Annotated in this window: 22 protein-coding genes and 1 tRNA gene; 21 read left to right on the top strand and 2 right to left on the bottom strand. The window is 68.0% G+C overall.

Annotated elements, in window-relative coordinates; translation table 11 throughout:
* Positions 1 to 143 precede the first annotated feature (143 nt).
* Both WU80_RS10220 and WU80_RS10215 read right to left on the bottom strand, forming a co-directional pair.
* A tRNA-Arg gene (locus WU80_RS10220) sits at positions 144 to 216 on the bottom strand.
* A gap of 77 nt (positions 217 to 293) precedes the next feature.
* Positions 294 to 1,262 carry a GlxA family transcriptional regulator gene (locus WU80_RS10215; protein WP_055402382.1) on the bottom strand — a complete coding sequence of 323 codons (969 nt, stop codon included), beginning with the start codon at positions 1,260 to 1,262 and terminating at the stop codon, positions 294 to 296.
* A 99-nt stretch (positions 1,263 to 1,361) separates the two neighbouring features.
* Here WU80_RS10215 and WU80_RS10210 point away from each other — a divergent pair, with 99 nt between their 5' ends.
* The 21 genes from WU80_RS10210 to atpD all read left to right on the top strand — a co-directional run bounded on the left by WU80_RS10210 (position 1,362) and on the right by atpD (position 23,679).
* Positions 1,362 to 1,814: a hypothetical protein gene (locus WU80_RS10210; RefSeq protein ID WP_055402380.1), complete on the top strand. Its 453-nt coding sequence runs from the start codon at positions 1,362 to 1,364 to the stop codon at positions 1,812 to 1,814.
* Positions 1,811 to 2,953 (top strand): DSD1 family PLP-dependent enzyme, encoded by a 1,143-nt coding sequence (locus WU80_RS10205; protein WP_055402378.1) that lies wholly within the window; start codon positions 1,811 to 1,813, stop codon positions 2,951 to 2,953. Before WU80_RS10210 ends, WU80_RS10205 begins: the two co-directional genes overlap by 4 nt.
* A gap of 113 nt (positions 2,954 to 3,066) precedes the next feature.
* Positions 3,067 to 4,719 carry an arginine--tRNA ligase gene (argS, locus tag WU80_RS10200; protein ID WP_055402376.1) on the top strand — a complete coding sequence of 551 codons (1,653 nt, stop codon included), beginning with the start codon at positions 3,067 to 3,069 and terminating at the stop codon, positions 4,717 to 4,719.
* On the top strand, positions 4,716 to 6,134 hold the full coding sequence (lysA, locus tag WU80_RS10195) for a diaminopimelate decarboxylase (protein WP_055402373.1): 1,419 nt from the start codon (positions 4,716 to 4,718) through the stop codon (positions 6,132 to 6,134). Before argS ends, lysA begins: the two co-directional genes overlap by 4 nt.
* A gap of 3 nt (positions 6,135 to 6,137) precedes the next feature.
* Positions 6,138 to 7,463, top strand: coding sequence for a homoserine dehydrogenase (locus WU80_RS10190; protein ID WP_055402371.1), 1,326 nt, complete (start codon positions 6,138 to 6,140; stop codon positions 7,461 to 7,463).
* Positions 7,460 to 8,542 (top strand): threonine synthase, encoded by a 1,083-nt coding sequence (gene thrC / locus WU80_RS10185; protein WP_055402369.1) that lies wholly within the window; start codon positions 7,460 to 7,462, stop codon positions 8,540 to 8,542. Before WU80_RS10190 ends, thrC begins: the two co-directional genes overlap by 4 nt.
* 2 nt (positions 8,543 to 8,544) lie before the next feature.
* Positions 8,545 to 9,492 (top strand): homoserine kinase, encoded by a 948-nt coding sequence (gene thrB / locus WU80_RS10180; RefSeq protein WP_055402367.1) that lies wholly within the window; start codon positions 8,545 to 8,547, stop codon positions 9,490 to 9,492.
* Between the two features lie 265 nt (positions 9,493 to 9,757).
* Positions 9,758 to 11,590, top strand: coding sequence for a transcription termination factor Rho (rho, locus tag WU80_RS10175; RefSeq protein WP_055402365.1), 1,833 nt, complete (start codon positions 9,758 to 9,760; stop codon positions 11,588 to 11,590).
* 115 nt (positions 11,591 to 11,705) lie between these two features.
* Positions 11,706 to 11,936, top strand: coding sequence for a 50S ribosomal protein L31 (gene rpmE / locus WU80_RS10170; protein ID WP_055402362.1), 231 nt, complete (start codon positions 11,706 to 11,708; stop codon positions 11,934 to 11,936).
* A gap of 94 nt (positions 11,937 to 12,030) precedes the next feature.
* The gene (gene prfA, locus WU80_RS10165) at positions 12,031 to 13,104 is read left to right on the top strand and encodes a peptide chain release factor 1 (protein ID WP_055402360.1); all 1,074 of its coding nucleotides are present in this window, start codon (positions 12,031 to 12,033) and stop codon (positions 13,102 to 13,104) included.
* Positions 13,101 to 13,949, top strand: coding sequence for a peptide chain release factor N(5)-glutamine methyltransferase (prmC, locus tag WU80_RS10160; RefSeq protein WP_055402359.1), 849 nt, complete (start codon positions 13,101 to 13,103; stop codon positions 13,947 to 13,949). The genes prfA and prmC overlap by 4 nt, the downstream gene beginning before the upstream one ends.
* Entirely contained in the window at positions 13,942 to 14,601 is a 660-nt protein-coding gene (locus WU80_RS10155) for an L-threonylcarbamoyladenylate synthase (RefSeq protein ID WP_055402428.1), read from the top strand. The genes prmC and WU80_RS10155 overlap by 8 nt, the downstream gene beginning before the upstream one ends.
* A gap of 23 nt (positions 14,602 to 14,624) precedes the next feature.
* A complete protein-coding gene (locus tag WU80_RS10150; RefSeq protein WP_156349507.1) occupies positions 14,625 to 15,854 on the top strand; it encodes a glycosyltransferase family 4 protein in 1,230 nt (409 codons plus the stop codon).
* Positions 15,855 to 16,072: 218 nt separating this feature from the next.
* A complete protein-coding gene (locus WU80_RS10145; RefSeq protein ID WP_055402357.1) occupies positions 16,073 to 16,567 on the top strand; it encodes an ATP synthase subunit I in 495 nt (164 codons plus the stop codon).
* The gene (atpB, locus tag WU80_RS10140; protein WP_055402356.1) at positions 16,560 to 17,315 is read left to right on the top strand and encodes a F0F1 ATP synthase subunit A; all 756 of its coding nucleotides are present in this window, start codon (positions 16,560 to 16,562) and stop codon (positions 17,313 to 17,315) included. Before WU80_RS10145 ends, atpB begins: the two co-directional genes overlap by 8 nt.
* Positions 17,316 to 17,399: 84 nt before the next feature.
* The gene (locus tag WU80_RS10135) at positions 17,400 to 17,648 is read left to right on the top strand and encodes a F0F1 ATP synthase subunit C (RefSeq protein WP_082459816.1); all 249 of its coding nucleotides are present in this window, start codon (positions 17,400 to 17,402) and stop codon (positions 17,646 to 17,648) included.
* A gap of 9 nt (positions 17,649 to 17,657) precedes the next feature.
* Entirely contained in the window at positions 17,658 to 18,191 is a 534-nt protein-coding gene (locus WU80_RS10130) for a F0F1 ATP synthase subunit B (RefSeq protein ID WP_055402351.1), read from the top strand.
* 6 nt (positions 18,192 to 18,197) lie between these two features.
* A complete protein-coding gene (locus WU80_RS10125; protein ID WP_055402348.1) occupies positions 18,198 to 19,538 on the top strand; it encodes a F0F1 ATP synthase subunit B/delta in 1,341 nt (446 codons plus the stop codon).
* A gap of 59 nt (positions 19,539 to 19,597) precedes the next feature.
* The gene (atpA, locus tag WU80_RS10120; RefSeq protein WP_055402347.1) at positions 19,598 to 21,274 is read left to right on the top strand and encodes a F0F1 ATP synthase subunit alpha; all 1,677 of its coding nucleotides are present in this window, start codon (positions 19,598 to 19,600) and stop codon (positions 21,272 to 21,274) included.
* A 6-nt stretch (positions 21,275 to 21,280) separates the two neighbouring features.
* Positions 21,281 to 22,189, top strand: a complete 909-nt coding sequence (locus WU80_RS10115) for a F0F1 ATP synthase subunit gamma (RefSeq protein WP_055402346.1) — start codon at positions 21,281 to 21,283, stop codon at positions 22,187 to 22,189.
* Positions 22,190 to 22,212: 23 nt separating this feature from the next.
* On the top strand, positions 22,213 to 23,679 hold the full coding sequence (gene atpD, locus WU80_RS10110; protein WP_055402344.1) for a F0F1 ATP synthase subunit beta: 1,467 nt from the start codon (positions 22,213 to 22,215) through the stop codon (positions 23,677 to 23,679).
* Positions 23,680 to 23,733 lie beyond the last annotated feature (54 nt).

Below are 23,733 nucleotides of genomic sequence, written 5' to 3'. Positions count from 1 at the left end.
AGATTCAAGGAATCAGTGATCGTGCGTTCGGCTCGGCCGCAAGACTGCATCTGTCGGGTTCCCCCTCGTAAAGAGCGGCCTCTCGTCAGGCATCACCCGAAGCCAAAACGTCAAGCATCAGCCGAGGTCATACAGGCCCTGAGTGCCCCCGGCAGGATTCGAACCTGCGGCCTTCTGCTCCGGAGGCAGACGCTCTATCCCCTGAGCTACGGGGGCGCTTCGACTTCGGTGATGCCCCGCCAGAGTAACGCATCGACGCGACCGTCGTGACCCCGCCACAGCTCAAGCGCCGATCACGAGGCCCTCGCCTGGGCGCTCGGGCGCAGCGCGCCGGGCGATTGCCCTGTGTGCTTCTTCACCAGCCGGTGCAGCGTCGCTGGATCCGCCAATCCCACTGCGGCAGCAATCTCTTCAAGCGGCATGCGGGTGGTCCGCAACAAATGCAGCGAGCGCTCGAGGCGAACCCGCTGCACCAGCTGTAGCGGACTGAGTCCCACGGCGTTTCGCGTCCGGCGCGCCAGCGTCCGGGTGCTGAGGCCGCACTGCCGGGCCAGCGAGTCGAGGGTGTGTGGTTCATCCAACCGCGACCGGACGAAACGCTCCAGGCTCGCGACGGTTTCGTCGCGCGCCGCCAAGTGTGAGGGAATGAGAAAGCTCGCCTGTGACGTGCGCTGATCGGCGACAAGCCGGTTCGCGAGTTTGTCGGTAAGCGCCGCGCCGCCGTGCTCGCGCATCAGCGCGAGCATCAGGTCGATGTGTGCGAACGCGCTTCCGGCCGTCCAGATCGACCCATCGCGAACAACCATTTCATCGATGACGACGCGGGCCGCCGGCGCGGCCCGGGCGAGATCGGCCCCTAGCCACCACGTCGTGACGCAGCGTCGCTGGTCGAGGAGGCCCGCCGCGGCGAGGACGAATACGGCAGTGCACGAGGCCGCGATTTCTGCGCCTGAAGCGCTCCCATCGGCCAACCACTCGGCGGTGACGTCGACGTCGGGGCGGCTGAGCCGGTCGGCAATCTCCTCGGGCTGCGCGGCGCCCAACCCGGGTACGACCACGATCTCTCGCGCCGCGGCGTGCGCCAGGGGTTCCGCGGCGGCGGCCAGGCCACCCCGCAGGGCAACGCTGCTGTGCGGCGAGACGAACCGAAGATCGAACGCGGACCTGCCGAGGATCCGGTTTGCCGCTGAGATCACGTCGACCGTCACGCCGACGGCGCTCGCGCTGGCGCCGTCGAGCACTAGGACGTCGAAACCGATCATGTGGCGAATTATGCAAGAAAGCTGTCTGTCTTGCCACTGGCTTTGGGCGGCGCCGGTGGGGGAGATTACGAGAGCACGAAACCGCGAAAGGTAGATGTCATGCCGTTGATGCACGTAACCCTCACGTCCGGCGCCTTCGACGACACCGGCAAGCAGCGTCTGGTAACGGGTCTCACCGAGGCGGCGTGCCGCGCCGAATCGGTGCCCGACCTACCTCAGCACCGCATGCGGGCCCTGGTCCTGCTGCACGAGCTCCCGCCCGGCGGCTTCTACTCCGCCGGCGCCTCGGCGGACGCCGCGGTCTCCGGCGTCTTCATCGATTGGCAGGTCAGCGCCGGGGTCCTCGACGGTGCCCGCAAGGCGCAATTCGCCGGCGAGCTTCAGGAGGTCGCCGCAGCGGCGGCCGGCGCTGGCGACAGGATGGTCGTCACGTCGTGCGTCATTCACGAAGTGCCCGAAGGCCAATGGGCGCAGAACGGAGCGATCCGCCGCCTGCCGGACATCGTCTCGCAGGCGGGATTCGAGCACCTGACCTCCGTGGCGCCCGGATGACGATTCGTCCGGCAGACCAGTTGGCGCAAGCCATGATTGGCGAGCCGAACTCGCGTTACCGCCTGCCGACGCCGGCGCTGATCCTGGACGAGGCGGCGCTGGACGCCAACATCGGCCGAATGGCCGAGCGGACGCGTGACAAGGTCGGGCTGCGCCCGCACGCCAAAACGCACAAATGCGCCTGGATCGCCAGAATGCAGATCGAAGCCGGGGCCGTCGGAATCTGCTGCGCCAAAATCGGTGAGGCCGAAGTGCTTTCAGCGGCCGGCGTCCGAGGCATTCTCCTGACTTCGCCGGTCGCCGATCCGGCCATGCCGAAGCGGCTGTGCGACGTGGCGGCGATAGACCCCGGATTCGCGTGCGTGGTGGATCATCCCGATCCGGTGACCGCGCTGAGCGTCGAAGCGTGCCGCCGCGGCATGCGCGTCAGTGTCCTCATCGACGTCGATGTGGGGCTGGGCCGCACCGGCGTCTCCGGCCCGGAACAAGCCGTCGCGTTGGCGGAGCACGTCCATCGATGCGAGGGGCTGGCGTTGACCGGCGTCCAGGGCTACGGCGGTCATTGGCAGCACATCGCCGGCTTCCAAAAGCGTTGTGAGGCCGTCGGCGTCGGCATGGAGCGGCTTTCGCGCGCGGTCGACGCGATCCGAGCCGCCGGTTACCCGGTCGGCATCGTCACCGGCGGCGGCACCGGAACGGTCGCGGCCGATCTGGACTTGGGTGTCCTCAACGAGGTGCAGCCGGGCTCGTACGTGTTCATGGACGTCCAGTACTCCGACGCGCTGGGGGCCGACGCCGATGGAGCCTTCCAAACCAGCTTGTGGGTATCGAGCCAGGTGGTGAGCGCCAACGCCGACGGGATCGTCACCGTCGACGCCGGGCTCAAGGCTTTCGCGACGGACGGCCCCATGCCGCGGCCGGCCGGCGGGCGGTTCGGCGCCTCGACGTACGTGTTTTTCGGCGACGAGCATGGTGCGCTCACCCGGCCCGCCGGCTCACCCGTCGGCCTCGGGGAACGCGTGGAGTTCGCCACCCCACACTGCGATCCCACCGTTGACCGGTATGACGCCTACCACGTTGTGCGCGGTGATCGGCTGGTGGCCATCGTGCCAATCGAGGCTGCTCGCGCCAGCCGATAGCGGCCCAGCGCCCCGCGTAGCCGGGCCCTGAACGGGCCGAGGCCCGGGTGGGTTCGCGCTGCCGCCCGCAATGGATTCGGGCCGGGGAGCGCGAGCCAATAGGATGGACGCTCGTGACCCCCGCTGACCTCGCCGAGCTGCTCAGGAGCACCGCCGCCGCGGTGCTGGCCGAGCGCGGGCTGGACGCCGCCGCCCTGCCGGCGACGGTCACCGTGGAGCGGCCCCGCAACCCCGAGCACGGCGACTACGCCAGCAACCTGGCCCTGCAGCTGGGCAAGAAGGTCGGCGCCAACCCCCGCGAACTGGCGGGCTGGCTGGCCGAGGCGCTGGTGCGGGCCGACGGCATCGCCTCGGCGGAGGTCGCCGGGCCCGGCTTCATCAACCTGCGCCTCGAGGCGCAGGCGCAGGCGGTGATCGTCAACAACGTCCTCGACGCCGGCGACACCTTCGGCCACTCCGACGCGCAGGCGGGCCACAAGATCAACCTGGAGTTTGTCTCGGCCAACCCCACCGGGCCGATCCACATCGGCGGCACCCGCTGGGCCGCCGTCGGCGACGCGCTGGGCCGGCTGCTGAGCACCCAGGGCGCCGCCGTCGAGCGCGAGTACTACTTCAACGACCACGGCGCCCAGATCGACCGGTTCGCCGGCTCGCTGATCGCCGCGGCCAAGGGCGAACCGACCCCCGAGGACGGCTACGCCGGCGCCTACATCAACGACATCGCCGCGCAGGTGCTGGCCAAGGCGCCCGACGCGCTGGGCCTGCCCGACGCCGACATGCGGGAAACGTTCCGCGAGATCGGCGTCGACCTGATGTTCACCCACATCAAGGAGTCGTTGCACGAGTTCGGCACCGACTTCGACGTCTACACCCACGAAGACTCGATGCACACCAGCGGTCGGGTCGACCAGGCCATCGCCCGGCTGCGCGAGACCGGCAACATCTACGAGAAGGATGGCGCAACCTGGTTGCGCACCAGCGCTTTTGGCGACGACAAGGACCGCGTCGTGATCAAGAGCGACGGCAAGCCGGCCTACATCGCCGGTGACATCGCCTACTACCTGGACAAGCGGCAGCGCGGCTTCGACCTGTGCATCTACATGCTCGGGGCCGACCACCACGGCTACATCGCCCGGCTCAAGGCCGTGGCCGCCGCGTTCGGCGACGACCCGGCCCACGTCGAGGTGCTGATCGGGCAGATGGTCAACCTGGTCCGCGACGGCGCGCCCGTGCGGATGAGCAAGCGGGCCGGCACCGTGATCACGCTCGACGACCTGGTCGAGGCGATCGGTGTCGACGCGGCGCGCTACAGCCTGATTCGCTCCTCGGTCGACACCCCCATCGACATCGACCTGGCGCTGTGGTCGTCGGCGTCGAATGAAAACCCGGTCTACTACGTGCAATACGCGCACGCCCGGCTCTCGGCGCTGGCCCGCAACGCCGCCGAACTGGGCCTGGCTCCCGGCACCGGACACCTCGAGCTACTCAGCCACGACAAGGAGGGGACGCTGCTGCGCTCCCTCGGGGAATTCCCCCGGGTGCTGAAAACGGCCGCGTCCCTGCGGGAACCGCACCGGGTGTGCCGCTACCTGGAAGACCTCGCCGGCGACTATCACCGGTTCTACGACTCGTGCCGGGTCCTGCCCCAGGGCGACGAGCAGCCCACCGACCTGCACACCGCGCGCCTGGCGCTGTGTGCGGCCACCCGCCAGGTGATCGCCAACGGCCTGACGATCCTCGGCGTCACCGCCCCGGAGCGAATGTGAACGTCCACCCCGCCGGTCCCCGGCACGCCGAGGAGACCCGGCACCCCGATAGCCCGCCGCGGCCGCAGTCCGCCGACGAGCTGTTGCGGCTTGCGCCAAATGTTTGGCCGCTCAACATCGTTCGTGACGACACCGGGACGGCAAGCCTCGCCGGGATCCCGCTCACCCGGCTCGCCCAGGAATACGGGACCCCATTGTTCGTCATCGACGAGGACGACTTCCGCTACCGCTGCCGCGAACTCGCGACGGCCTTCGGCGGCGGGCACAACGTGTGCTACGCCGCCAAGGCCTTCCTGTGCACCGAGATCGCCCGCTGGGTCAACGAGGAAGGCCTCTCCATCGACGTGTCCACCGGCGGCGAGCTCGCCGTCGCGCTGCACGCCGACTTCCCGCCGGAGCGGATCACCTTCCACGGCAACAACAAATCCGTCGCCGAGCTGACGACGGCGGTCAAAGCCGGTGTCGGGCATGTCGTCTTGGACTCGATGACCGAAATCGAGCGCCTCGATGCCATCGCGGGGGAGGCTAGCGTCGTCCAGGACGTCTACGTGCGGCTCACCGTCGGGGTGGAAGCCCACACCCACGAATTCATCTCCACCGCACACGAAGACCAGAAGTTCGGGCTGTCGGTGGCCAGCGGCGCGGCGATGGACGCCGTGCGCCGCGTGTTCGCCGCCGATCACCTGCGCCTGGTCGGGCTGCACAGCCACATCGGCTCGCAGATCTTCGACGTCGACGGCTTCGAGGTCGCCGCGCACCGCGTCATCGGCCTGTTGCACCAGATCGTCGACGAATTCGGCGTCGACAAGACGGGCCAGATCTCGACCGTGGATCTCGGTGGCGGCCTGGGCATTTCCTACCTGGGCACCGACGACCCGCCCCCGGTTGCCGAGCTGGCGGCCAAGCTGACGGCCATCGTCGCCAATGAGTCGGCGGCGGTGGGCCTGCCCACCCCGCGGCTGGTGGTCGAGCCCGGCCGTGCCATCGCCGGGCCGGGCACCATCACGCTCTACGAGGTCGGCACCGTCAAGGACGTCGACGTGAGCAGCACGGCCCAGCGCCGGTACGTCAGCGTCGACGGCGGCATGAGTGACAACATCCGCACCGCGCTCTACGACGCGCAGTACGACGCGCGGCTGGTCTCGCGGACCAGCGACGCACCGGCGACGCTGGCCCGGATCGTCGGAAAGCACTGCGAGACCGGCGACATCGTCGTGCGCGACGCATGGGTGCCCGACGACCTGCGGCCCGGGGACCTGCTCGGGGTCGCCGCGACCGGCGCGTACTGCTATTCGCTGTCGAGCCGCTACAACATGGTCTGCCGTCCTGCGGTGGTGGCGGTGCGGGCGGGACGGTCCCGCCTGATCCTGCGCCGCGAGACGGTCGACGATCTACTCAGTCTGGAAGTGAGGTGAACGGTGCCCCGTGACGAAAAGCCCGTGGGCGTGGCGGTACTCGGGTTCGGCAACGTCGGAAGCGAAGTGGTCCGGATCATCGAGGGCAGCGCCGACGACCTCGCGGCCCGGGTGGGCGCACCCCTGGCGTTGCGCGGCGTCGGGGTGCGGCGCGTCGCCGCCGACCGCGGCGTCCCGATCGAATTGCTCACCGACAACATCGAGGAACTCGTCTCGCGCGACGACGTCGACATCGTCGTCGAGCTGATGGGGCCGGTCGAGCCGGCGCGCAAGGCCATCCTGCGCGCGCTCGAACACGGCAAGTCCGTCGTCACCGCGAACAAGGCGCTGCTGGCCACCTCCACCGGGGAGCTGGCGCAGGCCGCCGAAAACGCGCATGTCGACCTGTATTTCGAGGCCGCGGTCGCCGGTGCGATCCCGGTGATCCGCCCACTGACGCAATCGCTGGCGGGTGACACGGTGCTGCGGGTCGCCGGCATCGTCAACGGCACCACCAACTACATCCTGTCCGCGATGGACAGCACCGGCGCCGACTACGACACCGCGCTGGCCGAGGCGAGCGCGTTGGGCTACGCCGAGGCCGATCCCACCGCCGACGTCGAGGGCTACGACGCCGCGGCCAAGGCCGCGATCCTGGCGTCGATCGCCTTCCACACCCGGGTGACCGCCGACGACGTCTACCGCGAGGGCATCACCAAGATCACGCCGGCCGACTTCGCCTCGGCACGCGCCCTGGGTTGCACCATCAAGCTGCTGTCCATCTGCGAGCGGATCGCGACCGACGATGGGCAGGAACGGGTTTCGGCCCGCGTCTACCCGGCGCTGGTGCCGCTGTCGCATCCGTTGGCGACGGTCAACGGGGCGTTCAACGCGGTCGTGGTCGAGGCCAAGGCCGCCGGCCGGCTGATGTTCTACGGCCAGGGCGCCGGCGGCGCGCCCACCGCATCCGCGGTCACGGGTGACCTGGTGATGGCCGCCCGCAACCGGGTGCTGGGCAGCCGCGGGCCGAAGGAATCCAAGTACGCACAGCTTCCCATCGCCCCAATGGGTTTCATCTCCACCCGCTACTACGTCAGCATGAACGTCGCCGACAAGCCCGGTGTCTTGTCGACGGTGGCGGCCGAATTCGCCAAGCGTGAGGTCAGCATCGCCGAGGTCCGCCAGGAGGGCGTGTCCGACGAAGGCGGGCGACGGGTGGGGGCCCGGGTCGTGGTGGTCACCCACAGCGCCACCGACGCCGCGCTGTCCGAAACCGTCGATGCGCTGGCGGATCTGGACGTGGTGCAGGGCGTCACCAGCGTGCTGCGACTCGAAGAGACCGGCCGATGAGCGTCCCGCGCACCGCCGTGCACCAGCCCTGGCCCGGCCTGATCGCCGCATACCGCGACCGCCTGCCGATCGGCGACGACTGGACCCCGGTCACCCTGCTCGAGGGCGGCACCCCGCTGATCGCGGCGACCCGCCTGTCCGAAAAGACCGGCTGCACGGTGCATCTCAAGGTCGAGGGCCTCAACCCGACCGGCTCGTTCAAGGACCGCGGCATGACCATGGCGGTCACCGACGCGCTGGCCCGCGGCCAGCAGGCCGTGTTGTGCGCGTCGACCGGCAACACCTCGGCCTCGGCGGCGGCCTACGCCGCCCGCGCCGGCATCACCTGCGCGGTGCTGATCCCGCAGGGCAAGATCGCGATGGGCAAGCTGGCTCAGGCGGTCATGCACGGCGCCAAGATCATTCAGATCGACGGCAACTTCGACGACTGCCTGGAACTCGCCCGGAAGATGGCTGCCGACTTCCCGACGATCGCGTTGGTCAACTCGGTCAACCCGGTGCGCATCGAGGGCCAGAAGACGGCGGCGTTCGAGATCGTCGACGCGCTGGGCAGCGCGCCCGACGTGCACGCCCTTCCGGTCGGCAACGCGGGCAACATCACCGCGTACTGGAAGGGCTACACCGAATACCACCACGACGGCGTCACCGACAAGCTGCCCCGCATGCTGGGCACCCAGGCGGCCGGCGCCGCGCCGCTGGTGCACGGCGCCCCGGTCAGCCACCCCGAGACGATCGCGACCGCGATACGCATCGGTGCCCCCGCTTCGTGGGCCGCCGCGGTCAACGCGCAGCAGCAGTCCAACGGGCGCTTTCTGGCCGCCACGGACGAGGAGATCCTGGCCGCCTACCACCTGGTCGCCGAGAGCGAGGGCGTCTTCGTCGAGCCCGCGTCGGCGGCCAGCATCGCGGGGCTGCTCAAGGCCGTCGACGACGGCTGGGTGGCGCGCGGGTCGACGGTGGTCTGCACGGTGACCGGCAATGGCCTAAAGGACCCGGATACGGCGTTGCGGGACATGCCGACGGTGTCGCCGCTGCCCGTCGATCCGGTGCTGGTCGTCGAGAAGTTGGGCCTGGCCTGAATATGACGGCCCAGATGCTGCCCGCCGGGCTGGTGGCGAGCGCCGTGGTGTCGGCGTCCAGCGCCAACCTGGGGCCCGGTTTCGACAGCGTCGGGCTGGCGTTGAGCCTCATCGACGAGATCGTCGTGGAGACAACGGATTCCGGCCTGGTGGTGCTGGTCGAGGGGGAGGGCGCCGACCAGGTGCCCCTCGGCCCGGAACACCTGGTGGTGCGCGCCGTCGAATGCGGGCTGCGGTCCGCGGGTATGGGCGCCGCGGGCCTGGTGGTCCGCTGCCGCAACGCCATCCCGCACTCCCGCGGCCTCGGCTCGTCGGCGGCGGCCGTGGTGGGCGGCCTGGCCGCAGCGAACGGTCTTGTGGCACAGACGGATTCGAAACCACTCAGCGATTCGCAGCTGATCCAGCTGTCGTCAGAATTCGAGGGTCACCCCGACAACGCCGCGGCCGCCGTGCTCGGTGGTGCGGTGGTGTCGTGGATCGACGCCTCCGGTGAGCGGCCCCGGTACTCGGCGGTGACGCTGCGGCTGCACCCGGACATCCGGCTGTATTGCGCGATACCCCAAGAGCGCTCGTTGACCGCCGAGACCCGCGTGCTGTTGCCCGCCCAGGTGAGCCACGAGGACGCCCGGTTCAACGTCAGCCGCGCCGCCCTGCTGGTGGTCGCGCTGACCGAACGCCCGGATCTGCTCATGGCGGCCACCGAGGATGTCCTACATCAGCCGCAGCGCGCCCCGGCGATGCCGGCGTCCGCGGAATATTTGCGGCTGTTGCGGCGTCATAACGTCGCAGCGACGCTTTCGGGGGCTGGTCCGGCGCTGATTGCCCTGAGCACGCAGCCGGAGTTGCCCACGGAGGTGCTGGAGTACGGGGCCGCCAACGGATTTGCCCTGACTGGGATGACCGCCGGCGAAGGAGTTCGCTGGAGCCCGGGCGTCACAGTCCCCGGTTGATCCACGGCGCGGCCGGAGGGTTTGCTTGCTTCCAGGCAGGATGCGGGCTATCCTCGGACCCGTCCAGCAATCGCAGCATCTGCATCTGCATACATACTGCCTTGCCGCTAGGACACACCAATTCTTCTCGTGAACGAGGTTCGCCGCTTACTCCGCCGATTAAGGCGATCACCGTTGCAGAGTCGATGATTGGGCGCACTCGGCAATTTCGCTGAATGCAACGACCCCCCGGATGACCTGATCAACGGGGGAAGAAAGGAAATCCGTGACCGATACGGACCTGTTCACGGCTGACGCGAGCGCCGACAGCAATGAGGCGCCGAACGCTGTGACCCCAGACACATCCGACGTCAAAACCGATGCACCGGTTGGCTCACTGTCCACCATGGTGCTTCCCGAATTGCGCGCGCTGGCTAACGAGGTCGGCGTCAAGGGGACGTCGGGCATGCGCAAGAACGAACTCATCGCCGCCATCAAGGAAATCAGGGGACAGTCCAACGGGACTTCCGCCCCGGCCGAGGACGGCGCCAAGCCGGAGGCCGCCGCCGACGCACCGGCCGCCGAGGAGGAGAACCAGAACGGTTCGTCGACCGAGGCGCCCCGCCGTGAGCGGCGCAGCGCCTCCCGCGAGCCGGGATCGGCCCGCGCCGACGAGGCGGACGGCGAGCGCCCACGCAACCGCGAGGGCAACGCCACCGGCGAGGACGACACCCGCCAGGGCGGCAAGAAAGACAACCAGAGCGGCGCGCGCGGCCAGGACGGCGGCGACCAAGGCGGTGATCAGCAAGGCTCGGGCGGTCAGCAGTCTCGCGGCGGTTCGAACCAGAACCAGCAGGACGACGACGGCGAGGGCCGTCAGGGCCGCCGGGGCCGTCGCTTCCGTGACCGCGATCGCAGGCGGCGCGGCGAGCGATCCGGCGAGGGCGGCGACACCGAACTCCGTGAGGACGACGTCGTGCAGCCGGTCGCCGGCATCCTCGACGTTCTCGACAATTACGCGTTCGTCCGCACCTCCGGCTACCTGGCCGGTCCCCACGACGTCTACGTGTCGATGAACATGGTGCGCAAGAACGGTCTGCGCCGCGGTGACGCGGTGACCGGCGCGGTTCGCGTGCCCAAGGAGGGGGAGCAGCCCAACCAGCGGCAGAAGTTCAACCCCCTTGTGCGGCTGGACAGCGTCAACGGCGGCCCGGTCGAGGACGCCAAGAAGCGGCCCGACTTCACCAAGCTGACGCCGCTCTACCCCAACCAGCGGCTGCGCCTGGAAACCACGCCCGACCGGCTGACCACGCGGGTCATCGACCTGATCATGCCGATCGGCAAGGGCCAGCGCGCGCTGATCGTGTCGCCGCCCAAGGCCGGCAAGACGACGATCATGCAGGACATCGCGAACGCGATCACCAAGAACAACCCCGAATGCCACCTCATGGTCGTGCTCGTCGACGAGCGGCCCGAGGAGGTCACCGACATGCAGCGCTCGGTCAAGGGCGAGGTCATCGCCTCCACCTTCGACCGGCCGCCGTCGGACCACACCCAAGCCGCCGAGCTGGCGATCGAGCGCGCGAAGCGGCTCGTGGAGCAGGGCAAGGACGTCGTGGTGCTGCTCGACTCGATCACCCGCCTGGGGCGCGCCTACAACAATGCGTCGCCCGCGTCCGGCCGGATCCTGTCCGGTGGTGTTGACTCCACCGCGCTGTACCCGCCGAAGCGTTTCCTGGGTGCCGCGCGAAACATCGAGGAAGGCGGGTCGCTGACGATCATCGCCACCGCGATGGTCGAGACCGGGTCCACCGGTGACACGGTCATCTTCGAGGAGTTCAAGGGCACCGGTAACGCCGAGCTCAAGCTGGACCGCAAGATCGCCGAGCGTCGGGTCTTCCCGGCGGTGGACGTCAACCCGTCCGGTACCCGCAAGGACGAGCTGCTGCTGTCGCCCGACGAGTTCGGCATCGTGCACAAGCTGCGCCGCGTGCTGTCGGGGCTGGACTCCCACCAGGCGATCGACCTGCTGATGTCGCAGCTGCGCAAGACCAAGACCAACTACGAGTTCCTGGTGCAGGTGTCCAAGACCACGCCGGGATCGATGGACAACGACTAGTCGGGTCGGTACCGAGGCAACGGATGCGCCGGGAATGTGGACGGGCACCCCGTTGTTTGGGAGAACAGCGGTTGACCTGGCATAATCGACGCCCGACAAGATCGAAGAGGACAGCATGAAATCTGACATTCATCCCGCTTACGGGGAGACCACCGTGCACTGCGGGTGCGGGAACACCTTTACCACCCGCAGCACCAAGCCCGGCGGCAACATCGTCGTCGAGGTGTGCTCGCAGTGCCACCCGTTCTACACCGGTAAGCAGAAGATCCTCGACAGCGGTGGCCGCGTGGCCCGCTTCGAGAAGCGCTACGGCAAGCGCAAAGGTGCCGACAACACCGACAAGTAGCTGCGTTGCCGACGCCCGAACTGTGCAAGAGCACAGGCCGGGCGTCGGTTTGCGTTTGCGGCATCCAGGCGCGGAACCGGGCAGGAGGTGACACATGACGCAGCCGGTGCAGACGATTGACGTGCTGCTGGCCGAACACGCCGAGCTCGAGCGGCGGCTGGCGGATCCCGACCTGCATAGCAATCCCGGCGAGGCGCGCAAGGCCGGCCGCCGGTTCGCCCGGCTGGCCCCGATCGTCGCCACCTACCGCAAGCTGGAGTCGGCGCGCGACGACCTGGAGACCGCCCGGGAGCTGGCCGTCGACGACGAATCCTTCGCCGACGAGGTGACCGAGCTGCAGGAGCGGGTCGCCGAACTGGACACCCAATTGACCGACATGCTGGCGCCCCGCGACCCGCATGACGCCGACGACATCGTGCTCGAAGTCAAATCCGGTGAGGGCGGCGAGGAATCGGCGTTGTTCGCCGCCGATCTGGCCAGGATGTACATCCGCTACGCCGAGCGGCACGGCTGGAACGTCACCGTGCTGGACGAGACGACGTCCGACCTCGGCGGCTACAAGGACGCGACGCTGAGCATCGCCAGCAAGGGCGACTCCGCCGACGGGGTGTGGTCCCGCATGAAATTCGAGGGCGGCGTGCACCGGGTGCAGCGTGTCCCCGTGACGGAATCCCAAGGGCGCGTTCATACTTCGGCGGCGGGGGTGCTCGTCTATCCCGAACCCGAGGAGGTGGGCGAGGTGCAGATCGACGAATCGGATCTGCGCATCGACGTGTACCGCTCCTCGGGCAAGGGCGGGCAAGGCGTGAACACCACCGACTCGGCGGTGCGAATCACGCACCTGCCCACCGGGATCGTGGTCACCTGCCAGAACGAGCGCTCGCAGCTGCAGAACAAGACGCGCGCGCTGCAGGTGCTGGCCGCCCGCCTGCAGGCGCTGGCCGAGGAACAGGCGCTGGCCGACGCCTCGGCCGATCGGGCCAGCCAGATCCGGACCGTGGACCGCAGCGAACGCATCCGCACCTACAACTTCCCCGAGAACCGGATCACCGACCACCGGATCGGTTACAAGGCGCACAATCTCGACCAGGTGCTCGACGGCGACCTCGACGCGATGTTCGACGCGTTGGGCGCCGCGGATAAACAATCCCGGCTGCAACAGGCATGACCCCCCTGCGGCGCGCGATCGACTCCGCTGCGGCGACGCTCGCCGAGGCCGGGATCGACTCCGCGCGTTGGGATGCCGAGGAACTGGCGGCCCACCTGGCCGGCACCGAGCGCGGCCGGCTGGCCCTGCTCGAGTCGCCCGGCGACGACTTCCTCGACCGTTACCGCGACGTCGTCGCCGCGCGGTCCCGACGGGTGCCGTTGCAGCACCTCACCGGCGGCGCCGCGTTCGGACCGTTGACGCTGCACGTCGGCCCCGGCGTCTTCATCCCGCGCCCGGAAACGGAAGCCCTGTTCGCGTGGGTCACCGAACAACGCCTGCCCGCGCGGCCCGTGATCGTCGACCTGTGCACCGGTTCCGGGGCGTTGGCGGTGGCGTTGGCGGATCACCGCCCGGCCGCCCGCGTCATCGGCGTCGACGACTCCGAGGCGGCCCTGCGCTACGCGCGGCGCAACGCGGCGGGCACCGCGGTCGAACTCGTCCACGCCGACGTCACCGCGCCCGGCCTGCTGCCCGAACTGGACGGCGGTGTCGACCTGGTGGTGGCCAACCCGCCCTATGTGCCCGACTCCACCGCCGTGGAACCCGAAGTCGCCGAACATGATCCGCGCCACGCGGTGTTCGGCGGTCCCGACGGGATGGCGGTGATCGGCCCCGTCGTCGGCCTGGCCGGCCGCTGGCTGCGCCCGGGTGGCATCTTCGTCGTCGAGCACGACGACACCACGTCCGCGCGGACCGTCGAAATGGTCGCCGGCACGGGGCTTTTCGAAGACGTCCGGGCGCACAAAGACCTGGCCGGCCGGCCGCGATTCGTGACGGCTCGAAGGGGTGGGGCCGATGACTGAAATCTTCGATTGCGCCGACCCCGACCAGCGGTCGCGCGGGATCGCCTCGGCGGCAGGGGCGCTCAAGGGCGGCCGGTTGGTCGTCATGCCGACCGACACCGTCTACGGCATCGGGGCCGACGCCTTCAACAGCGCCGCGGTCGGCGCCCTGCTATCGGCGAAGGGCCGGGGCCGGGACATGCCCGTCGGCGTGCTGGTCGGCTCCTGGCACACCATCGAGGGCCTCGTCTACACCATGCCGGGCGGGGCCCGCGACCTGATCCGCGCCTTCTGGCCGGGCGCGCTGAGCCTGGTGGTGACTCAGGCGCCGTCGCTGCAGTGGGACCTCGGTGACGCCCGCGGCACCGTGATGCTGCGGATGCCGCTGCACCCGGTGGCCATCGAGCTGCTGCGCGAGGTGGGGCCCATGGCGGTGTCGAGCGCGAACGTCTCCGGCCGCCCGCCCGCGGTCGATGCCGCGCAGGCCCGTGACCAACTCGGCGATCTCGTCGACGTGTATCTCGACGCGGGCACGGCAGAGCAGCAGGCCGCCTCCACCATCGTCGACCTGACCGGCCCCGCCCCGCGCATCCTGCGGCCCGGCCCGGTAAGCGCCGAACGCATCGCGGAAGTTCTCGGCGTGGACGCCGAAAGCCTGACCGCCCAACCCTGACCGGAGCGGTGGTTGCCAGGTTGGTGCAGTACGGTCTCGACGTGTCCAGCGACCCGATCGGCGGTCCAGCCAACCTGGCCAGCGGTTTGCTCGCCCTGGCCGATCGCGGCGCCGGCGTCCCGCTGCGCGAGCTGGCGCTGGTGGGACTGACCGCGGCGATCATCACCTACTTCGCGACCGGACCGGTGCGGGTGCTCGCCACCCGGCTGGGCGCTGTGGCCTACCCCCGGGAACGCGACGTCCACGTGACACCGACCCCGCGGATGGGCGGGCTGGCGATGTTTCTCGGCGTCGTCTCGGCCGTCTTCCTGGCGTCCCAGCTTCCCGCCCTCACGCGCGGGTTCGTCTACTCGACCGGCATGCCCGCGGTGCTGGTGGCCGGCGCGGTGATCATGGGCATCGGCCTCATCGACGACCGCTGGGGGCTGGACGCCCTGACGAAGTTCGCCGGCCAGATCACCGCGGCCAGCGTGCTGGTCACCATGGGCGTCGCGTGGAGCGTCCTCTACATCCCGATCGGTGGCGTCGGCACCATCGTGCTGGACCAGGCCTCATCGATCCTGCTCACGCTCGCGCTCACGGTTTCCATCGTCAACGCGATGAACTTCGTCGACGGGCTCGACGGGCTGGCCGCCGGGCTCGGCCTGATCACCGCGCTGGCCATCTGCATGTTCTCGGTCGGCCTGCTGCGCGACCACGGCGGCGACGCCCTGTTCTATCCGCCCGCCGTGATCTCCGTGGTGCTCGCGGGGGCCTGCCTGGGCTTCCTGCCGCACAACTTCCACCGGGCCAAGATCTTCATGGGCGATTCCGGCTCGATGCTGATCGGGCTGATGCTGGCCGCGGCTTCCACCACCGCCGCCGGCCCCGTCTCGCAAAACGCCTACGGGGCCCGCGACGTGTTCGCCCTGCTGTCGCCGTTCCTGCTGGTGGTCGCGGTCATGTTCGTGCCGATGCTCGATTTGCTGCTGGCGATCGTGCGCCGCACCCGCGCGGGCCGCAGCGCGTTCAGCCCCGACAAGATGCACCTGCACCACCGGCTGCTGCAGATCGGTCATTCCCACCGCCGGGTGGTGTTGCTGATCTATCTATGGGTCGGCATCGTCGCGTTCGGCGCGGCCAGCACGATCTTCTTCAATCCGCGCGACACCGCCGCCGTGATGCTGGGCGCCATCGTCGTCGCCGGGATCGCGACCGCGATCCCGCTCATGCGGCGGGGTGGCGAGTACGACGACGAGGACTACGACAGCTAGTAGTAGTGGGCGGTTCTCGTATGGTACGGTGCAGGTAGAAGCCCAAAAAGCCGCACAAATAACCGGTCCACCGGACGCACATCCGGTCGGGTCGGCTGGGGACTCGCGTCGGGAGATACCCGTTGGGTGAATCAACTGTGACGTGCGATACGCTCGGCGGGCCACCGATCGGTCGGTCGGGGGACTCCCGCTCCACAACTTGGGATTGAGGTGCTGCAGTGACGACACCAGCGCAGGATGCGCCGTTGGTGTTTCCCTCTGTTGCGTTCCGCCCGGTCCGCTTGTTCGTGCTCAGCCTCGCCGTCACCGCGATCGCCGTGCTGGCCGCCGGCCTGGCCGGTCACCTGATGGTCGGGGTCTTCTTCGGCGTCGGGCTGCTGCTCGGTTTGCTCAACGCCCTTCTGGTGCGTCGCTCGGTCGCGTCGATCACCGCGAAAGAGCATCCGCTGAAAAGCACGATGGCGCTGAACTCGGCCACCCGGCTCGCCATCATCACGGTCATCGGGCTGATCATCGCCTACGTGTTCCGGCCGGCCGGCCTGGGCGTCGTGTTCGGACTGGCGCTCTTCCAGGTCTTGTTGGTGGCATCGACGGCGCTTCCGGTGTGGAAGAAACTGCGCGCCGGCGACTGGGCGGAGGCCCAGCCCTCGGACGGTGGCGACGTGATCGCGGGCTCGGAAGGAACGGAAGGAAGAAGCGGCACCGATGACTGAGACGACGTTCCTGGCCGCCGCCATCGAGGTGGGGGAGCACAACCAGGCCAAATGGCTTGGGCTGACGGTTAACACCGACACGATCCTGTCGACCGCCATCGCCGCCGTGATCGTGCTGGCGCTGGCGTTCTTCCTGCGGGCGAAAATCACCTCCACCGGGGTCCCCAACGGCGTTCAGCTGTTCTGGGAGGCCATCACGGTCCAGATGCGCGACCAGATCGAGAGCGCTGTCGGGATGCGGATCGCGCCGTTCGTATTGCCGCTTGCGGTCACCATTTTCGTGTTCATCCTGATCTCCAACTGGCTGTCGGTGCTGCCGCTGCAATACACCGACAAGTCCGGGCACACCACGGAGCTGCTGAAGTCGGCGGCGGCGGACATCAATTACGTGCTGGCGCTGGCCCTCTTCGTGTTCGTCTGCTATCACGTGGCGGGCATCTGGCGCCGCGGCATCGTCGGCCACCCGCTCGCCGTGCTCAAGGGTCACGTCGCGTTCCTGGCGCCGATCAACCTGGTCGAGGAGCTCGCCAAGCCGATCTCGTTGTCGCTCCGACTTTTCGGCAACATCTTCGCCGGCGGCATCCTGGTCGCGCTGATCGCGCTCTTCCCGCCGTACATCATGTGGGCGCCCAACGCCATCTGGAAGGCCTTCGACCTGTTCGTCGGGGCGATCCAGGCGTTCATCTTCTCGATCTTGACCATCCTGTACTTCAGCCAAGCCATGGAGATCGAGGAACACCATGACTGAGGCCGCCATCAATCGCTTTGTCCCACACACCATTACAGAGGCCTGGTAGACCGCTACCAGATATCAAGGAGGATAAGAATGGCCATGGACCCCCAAGTCGCTGCCGCGGCTCTCATCGGCGGTGGACTCATCATGGGCGGTGGCGCGATCGGCGCCGGTATCGGTGACGGTATCGCCGGTAACGCGCTGGTTTCCGGCATCGCCCGCCAGCCCGAGGCGCAAGGCCGGCTGTTTACGCCGTTCTTCATCACCGTCGGTCTGGTCGAGGCCGCCTACTTCATCAACCTGGCCTTCATGGCGCTGTTCGTGTTCGCCACACCCGTCGGCTCCTAATTCGCTGTGATGGGTGACGCGAGCCTGAGCGTTCTGGCATCCGGCCGGGTGGTGGCCGAGGGAGGCAACAACTTCCTCGTTCCAAACGGCACGTTCTTCTTCGTGCTGGCCATCTTCCTGATCGTGCTGGCCGTCATCGGCACCTTCGTGGTGCCGCCGGTCATGCGGGTGTTGCGCGAACGCGACAACATGGTTGCCAAGACGGCCGCCGACAACAAGAAGGCGACCGAGCAATTCGACGCCGCCAAGGCCGACTATGAGGAAGCCCTGACGGAGGGGCGGGTTCAGGCGTCGTCGCTGCGCGACAACGCCCGCGCCGAAGGTCGTAAGGTGGTCGAAGACGCGCGTTCCCGTGCCGAGCAGCAGGTGATGTCGACGTTGCAAATGGCATCCGAGCAATTGAAGCGGGAGAGAGACGCCGTGGAACTGGATCTGCGCGCCAACGTGGCGGGCATGTCGGCGACGCTGGCCAGCCGGATCCTCGGCGTCGAGGTCGCCCCGGTCACCGCGGCCACGTCGGCAACCGGGAAATCTGGACGGTAATCGCGCATGTCGACTTTCATCGGGCAGTTGATCGGATTCGCGGCCATCGTGCTGCTGGTCTGGCGGTACGTCGTGCCGCCGGTGCGTCGTCTGATGGCCGCTCGTCAAGAGGCCGTGCGCCAGCAGCTGAAAGACTCTGCGGCAGCGGCGGATCGGTTGAAAGAGTCGGAAACGGCCCACAGCAATGCCGTGGAATCCGCCAAGACCGAAGCCGAACGGCTGGTGGAGGAGGCGAAGACCGACGCCGGCCGCATCGCCGAGCAGTTCCGCGCCCAGGCCGAGTCGGAGTCCGAACGCATCACCGCACAGGGCGGCCGCCAGGTCGACCTCCTGCGCACGCAGTTGAGCCGCCAGCTGCGCCTGGAACTCGGTCACGAGGCGGTGCGCCAGGCGGGCGAGTTGGTGCGCAACTACGTCGCCGACCCGGAGCAGCAGTCCGGCACCGTCGATCGGTTCCTGGACGAGCTCGAAGCGATGGCCCCGGCGCCCGCCGAGGTCCAGTATCCGCTGTTGGCCAAGATGCGCTCCGCCAGTCGAGTGGCGGTGGCCGGTCTGTCCGAGCGGTTCAGCGACATAGCCAAAGACCTTGACAACAAAGCCCTTTCCAACCTGTCGGCCGAGCTCGTTTCGGTCGCCGAGATGCTGGACCGGGAGATCGTCGTCACCCGGTACTTGACCGTGCCGGCCGAGGACGCGGGCCCCCGCGTCCGATTGATCGAGCGGCTGGTCTCGGGGAAGGTCTCCGACGCCACGCTCGACGTCCTGCGGCTGGCCGTGTCGGAACGTTGGTCGGCCAACTCCGATCTGGGCGACGCGATCGAGCACATCTCGCGGCAGGCGTTGCTCGAAGTCGCCGAGCGGGAGAACAAGGTCGACGACGTCGAAGACCAGCTGTTCCGGTTCGCCCGCATCCTGGACGCGCAGCCGCGACTCGCCATCCTGTTGGGTGACTACGGCGTGCCGGTGGAAGGCCGAATCAACCTGCTGCGCAAGGTACTCGACAGCGCCAGCGGCCGGGTCGAGCCGATCGTCGTGGCGCTGCTGACCCAGACCGTGCAGCTGCTCAGGGGCGAGTCGGCCGAGGAGGCCATCCAGTTCTTGGCGAAGGTCGCGGTGGCACGCCGCGGCGAGATCGTCGCGCAGGTCAGCGCGGCGGCCGACCTCAGCGACGCCCAGCGGTCGCGCCTCACCGACGTGCTCGGCCGCATCTACGGTCACCCGGTGACGGTGCAGCTGCAGACCTCCGAGGAGCTGCTGGGCGGCCTGCTCATCTCCGTGGCGGACGAAGTGATTGACGGGACACTCGCTTCGCGCCTCGCCGCTGCCCAGGCCCAATTGCCCGACTGACACCAACCACGCCCCCTAACCACACGCGATACCAAGATCAAGTAGGAAGACGAAAAGCCATGGCCGAGTTGACAATCTCCGCTGATGACATCCAGAGCGCCATCGAGGAGTACGTAGGCTCTTTCACCTCCGACACCTCCCGGGAGGAGGTCGGTACCGTCGTCGAGGCCGGGGACGGCATCGCGCACGTCGAAGGCCTGCCCTCCGTCATGACGCAGGAACTGCTCGAGTTCCCGGGTGGGGTCCTCGGTGTCGCGCTGAACCTCGACGAGCACAGCGTCGGCGCGGTGATCCTGGGTGACTTCGAGAAAATCGAAGAGGGCCAACAGGTCAAGCGGACCGGCGAGGTTCTGTCCGTGCCCGTCGGCGATGCCTTCCTGGGTCGCGTCGTCAACCCGCTCGGCCAGCCCATCGACGGCCGGGGCGACATCGACACCGACATCCGGCGCGCGCTCGAGATCCAGGCGCCGTCCGTGGTGCAGCGGCAAAGTGTGAGCGAGCCGCTGCAGACCGGCATCAAGGCCATCGACGCGATGACGCCGATCGGTCGCGGCCAGCGGCAGCTGATCATCGGCGACCGCAAGACCGGCAAGACCGCGGTCTGCGTCGACACCATCCTCAACCAGCGTGGGAACTGGGAGAGCGGCGACGAGAAGAAGCAGGTCCGCTGCGTGTACGTGGCCATCGGCCAGAAGGGCACCACGATCGCCTCGGTCCGCCGGGCGCTCGAAGAGGGCGGCGCGATGGACTACACCACCATCGTCGCGGCCCCGGCCTCCGACTCGGCCGGCTTCAAATGGCTTGCGCCGTACACCGGTTCGGCGATCGCCCAGCACTGGATGTACGACGGCAAGCACGTGCTGATCGTGTTCGACGACCTGAGCAAGCAGGCCGAGGCGTACCGCGCGATCTCGCTGCTGCTGCGTCGCCCGCCGGGCCGCGAGGCCTACCCCGGTGACGTGTTCTACCTGCACTCGCGGCTGCTGGAGCGCTGCGCGAAGCTCTCCGACGACCTCGGGGGTGGCTCGCTGACCGGCCTGCCGATCATCGAGACGAAGGCCAACGACATCTCGGCCTACATTCCCACCAACGTCATCTCGATCACCGACGGCCAGTGCTTCCTGGAGTCCGACCTGTTCAACCAGGGTGTGCGGCCGGCCATCAACGTCGGTGTGTCGGTCTCCCGCGTGGGTGGCGCGGCGCAGATCAAGGCCATGAAAGAGGTGGCCGGCTCGCTGCGTCTGGACCTCTCGCAGTACCGCGAGTTGGAGTCGTTCGCGGCGTTCGCCTCGGACCTGGATGCGACGTCGAAGGCGCAGCTGGAGCGCGGCGAGCGGCTGGTCGAACTGCTCAAGCAACCGCAGTACCAGCCCATGCCCGTTGAGGAGCAGGTGGTTTCGATCTTCCTGGGCACCGGCGGTCACCTGGACTCCGTGCCCGTCGAGGATGTCCGGCGCTTCGAAACCGAACTGCTGGACCACATGCGGGCTTCGGAGGAGAGCTTCCTGTCCGGCGTCCGCGACAGCGGCAAGCTCTCGGAAGAGGGTGAGAACCAGCTGACCGAGATCATCAAGAACTTCAAGAAGGGCTTCGCGGCCACCGGCGGCGGCTCGGTGGTGCCCGACGAGCACGTCGAGCCCCTGGATGAAGAAGACCTCGAAAAGGAGTCGGTGCAGGTCAAGAAGGAAAAGCCGAAGGACAAGAAGGAAGCCAAGAACGGCAAGGACAAGAAGTAGCTAACAATGGCTGCCACACTTCGCGAATTACGCGGCCGGATTCGCTCCGCAGGGTCGATCAAGAAGATCACCAAGGCACAGGAGATGATCGCGACGTCGCGCATCGGTAAGGCGCAGGCCCGGCTGGAATCGGCTCGGCCCTATGCCTTTCAGATCACCTCCATGCTCACCACGCTGTCGTCCGAGGCCGCTCTGGATCACCCGTTGCTGGTCGAACGGGAGGAACCCAGGCGGGCCGGTGTGCTGGTGGTGTCCTCCGATCGGGGGCTGTGCGGCGCCTACAACTCCAGCATCTTCCGTCGGGCAGAAGAGCTGTTCTCGCTGCTGAGGGAGGAAGGCAAGACGCCGGTCGTGTACACGGTCGGCCGAAAGGCGCAGAACTACTTCAAGTTCCGCAACTGGGACATCACCGAGTCGTGGACGGGGTTCTCCGAGCAACCCAAGTACGAGAACGCCGCGGAGATCGCCGAGACCCTGGTCGAGACGTTCATGAAGGGCGCCGGCGACGACGAGTCATCGGACGACCAGGGGGTCGACGAACTGCACATCGTCTACTCGGAGTTCAAGTCGATGATGTCTCAGGCCGCGGCGGCCCACCGCATCGCTCCGCTGGTCGTGGAGTACGTCGAGGACACCGACGAACTCCACACGCTGTACTCGTTCGAGCCGGACGCGACAACGCTTTTCGAGTCGCTCTTGCCGCGGTACGTGACCACCCGCGTCTACGCCGCACTGCTCGAATCGGCGGCATCCGAGCTGGCGTCGCGCCAACGAGCGATGAAGTCGGCGACCGACAACGCGGACGACCTGATCAAGGAGCTGACGCTGATGGCGAACCGCGAGCGGCAGGCTCAGATCACCCAAGAGATCAGCGAAATCGTCGGCGGCGCAAACGCGCTCGCCGACGCTCAGTAGCACACGAGGAAGAGAAGAAGAATATGGCTGCTACTTCTGGAACCGCAGAGAAGACCGACAAGTCCACCAAATCCGAGACCAGCGGCCGCGTGGTGCGGATCACCGGTCCGGTGGTTGACGTCGAGTTCCCGCGCGGATCCGTGCCGGAACTGTTCAACGCGCTCAACGCCGAGATCACGTTCGAGGAACTCAAGAAGACCCTCACGCTCGAGGTCGCACAGCACCTCGGCGACAACCTGGTCCGCACGATTTCGTTGCAGCCCACCGACGGTCTGGTGCGCGGGGTCGAGGTCACCGACTCCGGCAAGTCGATCTCGGTGCCGGTCGGCCAGGAGGTCAAGGGCCACGTCTTCAACGCGCTGGGCGACTGCCTGGACAAGCCCGGGTACGGCGAGGACTTCGAGCACTGGTCGATCCACCGCAAGCCGCCGGCCTTCGAGGAGCTCGAGCCCCGCACCGAGATGCTCGAGACCGGGCTGAAGGTGGTCGACCTGCTCACCCCGTACGTGCGAGGCGGCAAGATCGCGCTGTTCGGCGGTGCCGGCGTGGGCAAAACGGTGCTGATCCAGGAGATGATCAACCGTATCGCCCGAAACTTCGGTGGTACTTCGGTTTTCGCCGGCGTGGGCGAGCGCACCCGCGAGGGCAACGACCTCTGGGTCGAGCTCAAAGAGGCCGACGTGCTCAAGGACACCGCGCTGGTGTTCGGTCAGATGGACGAGCCGCCCGGCACCCGTATGCGGGTGGCGCTGTCGGCGCTGACGATGGCCGAGTGGTTCCGCGACGAGGCCGGCCAGGACGTGCTGCTGTTCATCGACAACATCTTCCGTTTCACGCAGGCCGGATCCGAGGTCTCCACGCTGCTCGGCCGGATGCCGTCGGCGGTGGGTTACCAGCCCACGCTGGCCGACGAGATGGGTGAGCTGCAGGAGCGCATCACCTCGACGCGGGGCCGGTCGATCACGTCCATGCAGGCGGTCTACGTGCCGGCCGACGACTACACCGACCCCGCGCCCGCGACGACGTTCGCCCACCTGGACGCGACCACCGAGCTGTCGCGTTCGGTGTTCTCCAAGGGCATCTTCCCCGCGGTGGACCCGCTGGCGTCGAGCTCGACCATCCTCGACCCGAGTGTCGTCGGCGACGAGCACTACCGCGTCGCGCAGGAAGTCATCCGAATCCTGCAGCGGTACAAGGACCTCCAGGACATCATCGCCATCCTCGGTATCGACGAGCTGTCCGAAGAGGACAAGCAGCTGGTGCAGCGCGCGCGGCGCATCGAGCGGTTCCTGTCGCAGAACATGATGGCGGCCGAGCAGTTCACCGGCCAACCGGGTTCCACGGTTCCGCTGAAGGAGACCATCGAGGCGTTCGACCGCCTGTCCAAGGGCGACTTCGACCACATCCCCGAGCAGGCCTTCTTCCTGATCGGCGGCCTCGACGACCTGGCCAAGAAAGCCGAAAGCTTCGGCGCCAAGTTGGATTCCTGAGGACCGAGCGCTAAGGCTCTGAAAGGCTCTGTGGCTGTCTCTTATACACATCTG

Source organism: Mycobacterium sp. UM_11, from assembly GCF_001414075.1.
In the GTDB taxonomy this organism is placed as follows: Bacteria; Actinomycetota; Actinomycetes; order Mycobacteriales; family Mycobacteriaceae; genus Mycobacterium.
Note: the sequence above shows the minus strand (reverse complement) of the source record. Positions and strands in the feature narration are given on the sequence as shown.

What these genes read in the sequence shown, in the direction of transcription:
- WU80_RS10215 (WP_055402382.1), bottom strand. Translation starts at nt 1,262, where the DNA reads ATGATCGGTTTCGACGTCCTAGTGCTCGACGGCGCCAGCGCGAGCGCC.
- WU80_RS10210 (WP_055402380.1), top strand. Translation starts at nt 1,362, where the DNA reads ATGCCGTTGATGCACGTAACCCTCACGTCCGGCGCCTTCGACGACACC.
- WU80_RS10205 (WP_055402378.1), top strand. Translation starts at nt 1,811, where the DNA reads ATGACGATTCGTCCGGCAGACCAGTTGGCGCAAGCCATGATTGGCGAG.
- thrC (WP_055402369.1), top strand. Translation starts at nt 7,460, where the DNA reads ATGAGCGTCCCGCGCACCGCCGTGCACCAGCCCTGGCCCGGCCTGATC.
- thrB (WP_055402367.1), top strand. Translation starts at nt 8,545, where the DNA reads ATGACGGCCCAGATGCTGCCCGCCGGGCTGGTGGCGAGCGCCGTGGTG.
- rpmE (WP_055402362.1), top strand. Translation starts at nt 11,706, where the DNA reads ATGAAATCTGACATTCATCCCGCTTACGGGGAGACCACCGTGCACTGC.
- prfA (WP_055402360.1), top strand. Translation starts at nt 12,031, where the DNA reads ATGACGCAGCCGGTGCAGACGATTGACGTGCTGCTGGCCGAACACGCC.
- prmC (WP_055402359.1), top strand. Translation starts at nt 13,101, where the DNA reads ATGACCCCCCTGCGGCGCGCGATCGACTCCGCTGCGGCGACGCTCGCC.
- WU80_RS10155 (WP_055402428.1), top strand. Translation starts at nt 13,942, where the DNA reads ATGACTGAAATCTTCGATTGCGCCGACCCCGACCAGCGGTCGCGCGGG.
- atpB (WP_055402356.1), top strand. Translation starts at nt 16,560, where the DNA reads ATGACTGAGACGACGTTCCTGGCCGCCGCCATCGAGGTGGGGGAGCAC.
- WU80_RS10135 (WP_082459816.1), top strand. Translation starts at nt 17,400, where the DNA reads ATGGACCCCCAAGTCGCTGCCGCGGCTCTCATCGGCGGTGGACTCATC.
- WU80_RS10130 (WP_055402351.1), top strand. Translation starts at nt 17,658, where the DNA reads ATGGGTGACGCGAGCCTGAGCGTTCTGGCATCCGGCCGGGTGGTGGCC.
- WU80_RS10125 (WP_055402348.1), top strand. Translation starts at nt 18,198, where the DNA reads ATGTCGACTTTCATCGGGCAGTTGATCGGATTCGCGGCCATCGTGCTG.
- atpA (WP_055402347.1), top strand. Translation starts at nt 19,598, where the DNA reads ATGGCCGAGTTGACAATCTCCGCTGATGACATCCAGAGCGCCATCGAG.
- WU80_RS10115 (WP_055402346.1), top strand. Translation starts at nt 21,281, where the DNA reads ATGGCTGCCACACTTCGCGAATTACGCGGCCGGATTCGCTCCGCAGGG.
- atpD (WP_055402344.1), top strand. Translation starts at nt 22,213, where the DNA reads ATGGCTGCTACTTCTGGAACCGCAGAGAAGACCGACAAGTCCACCAAA.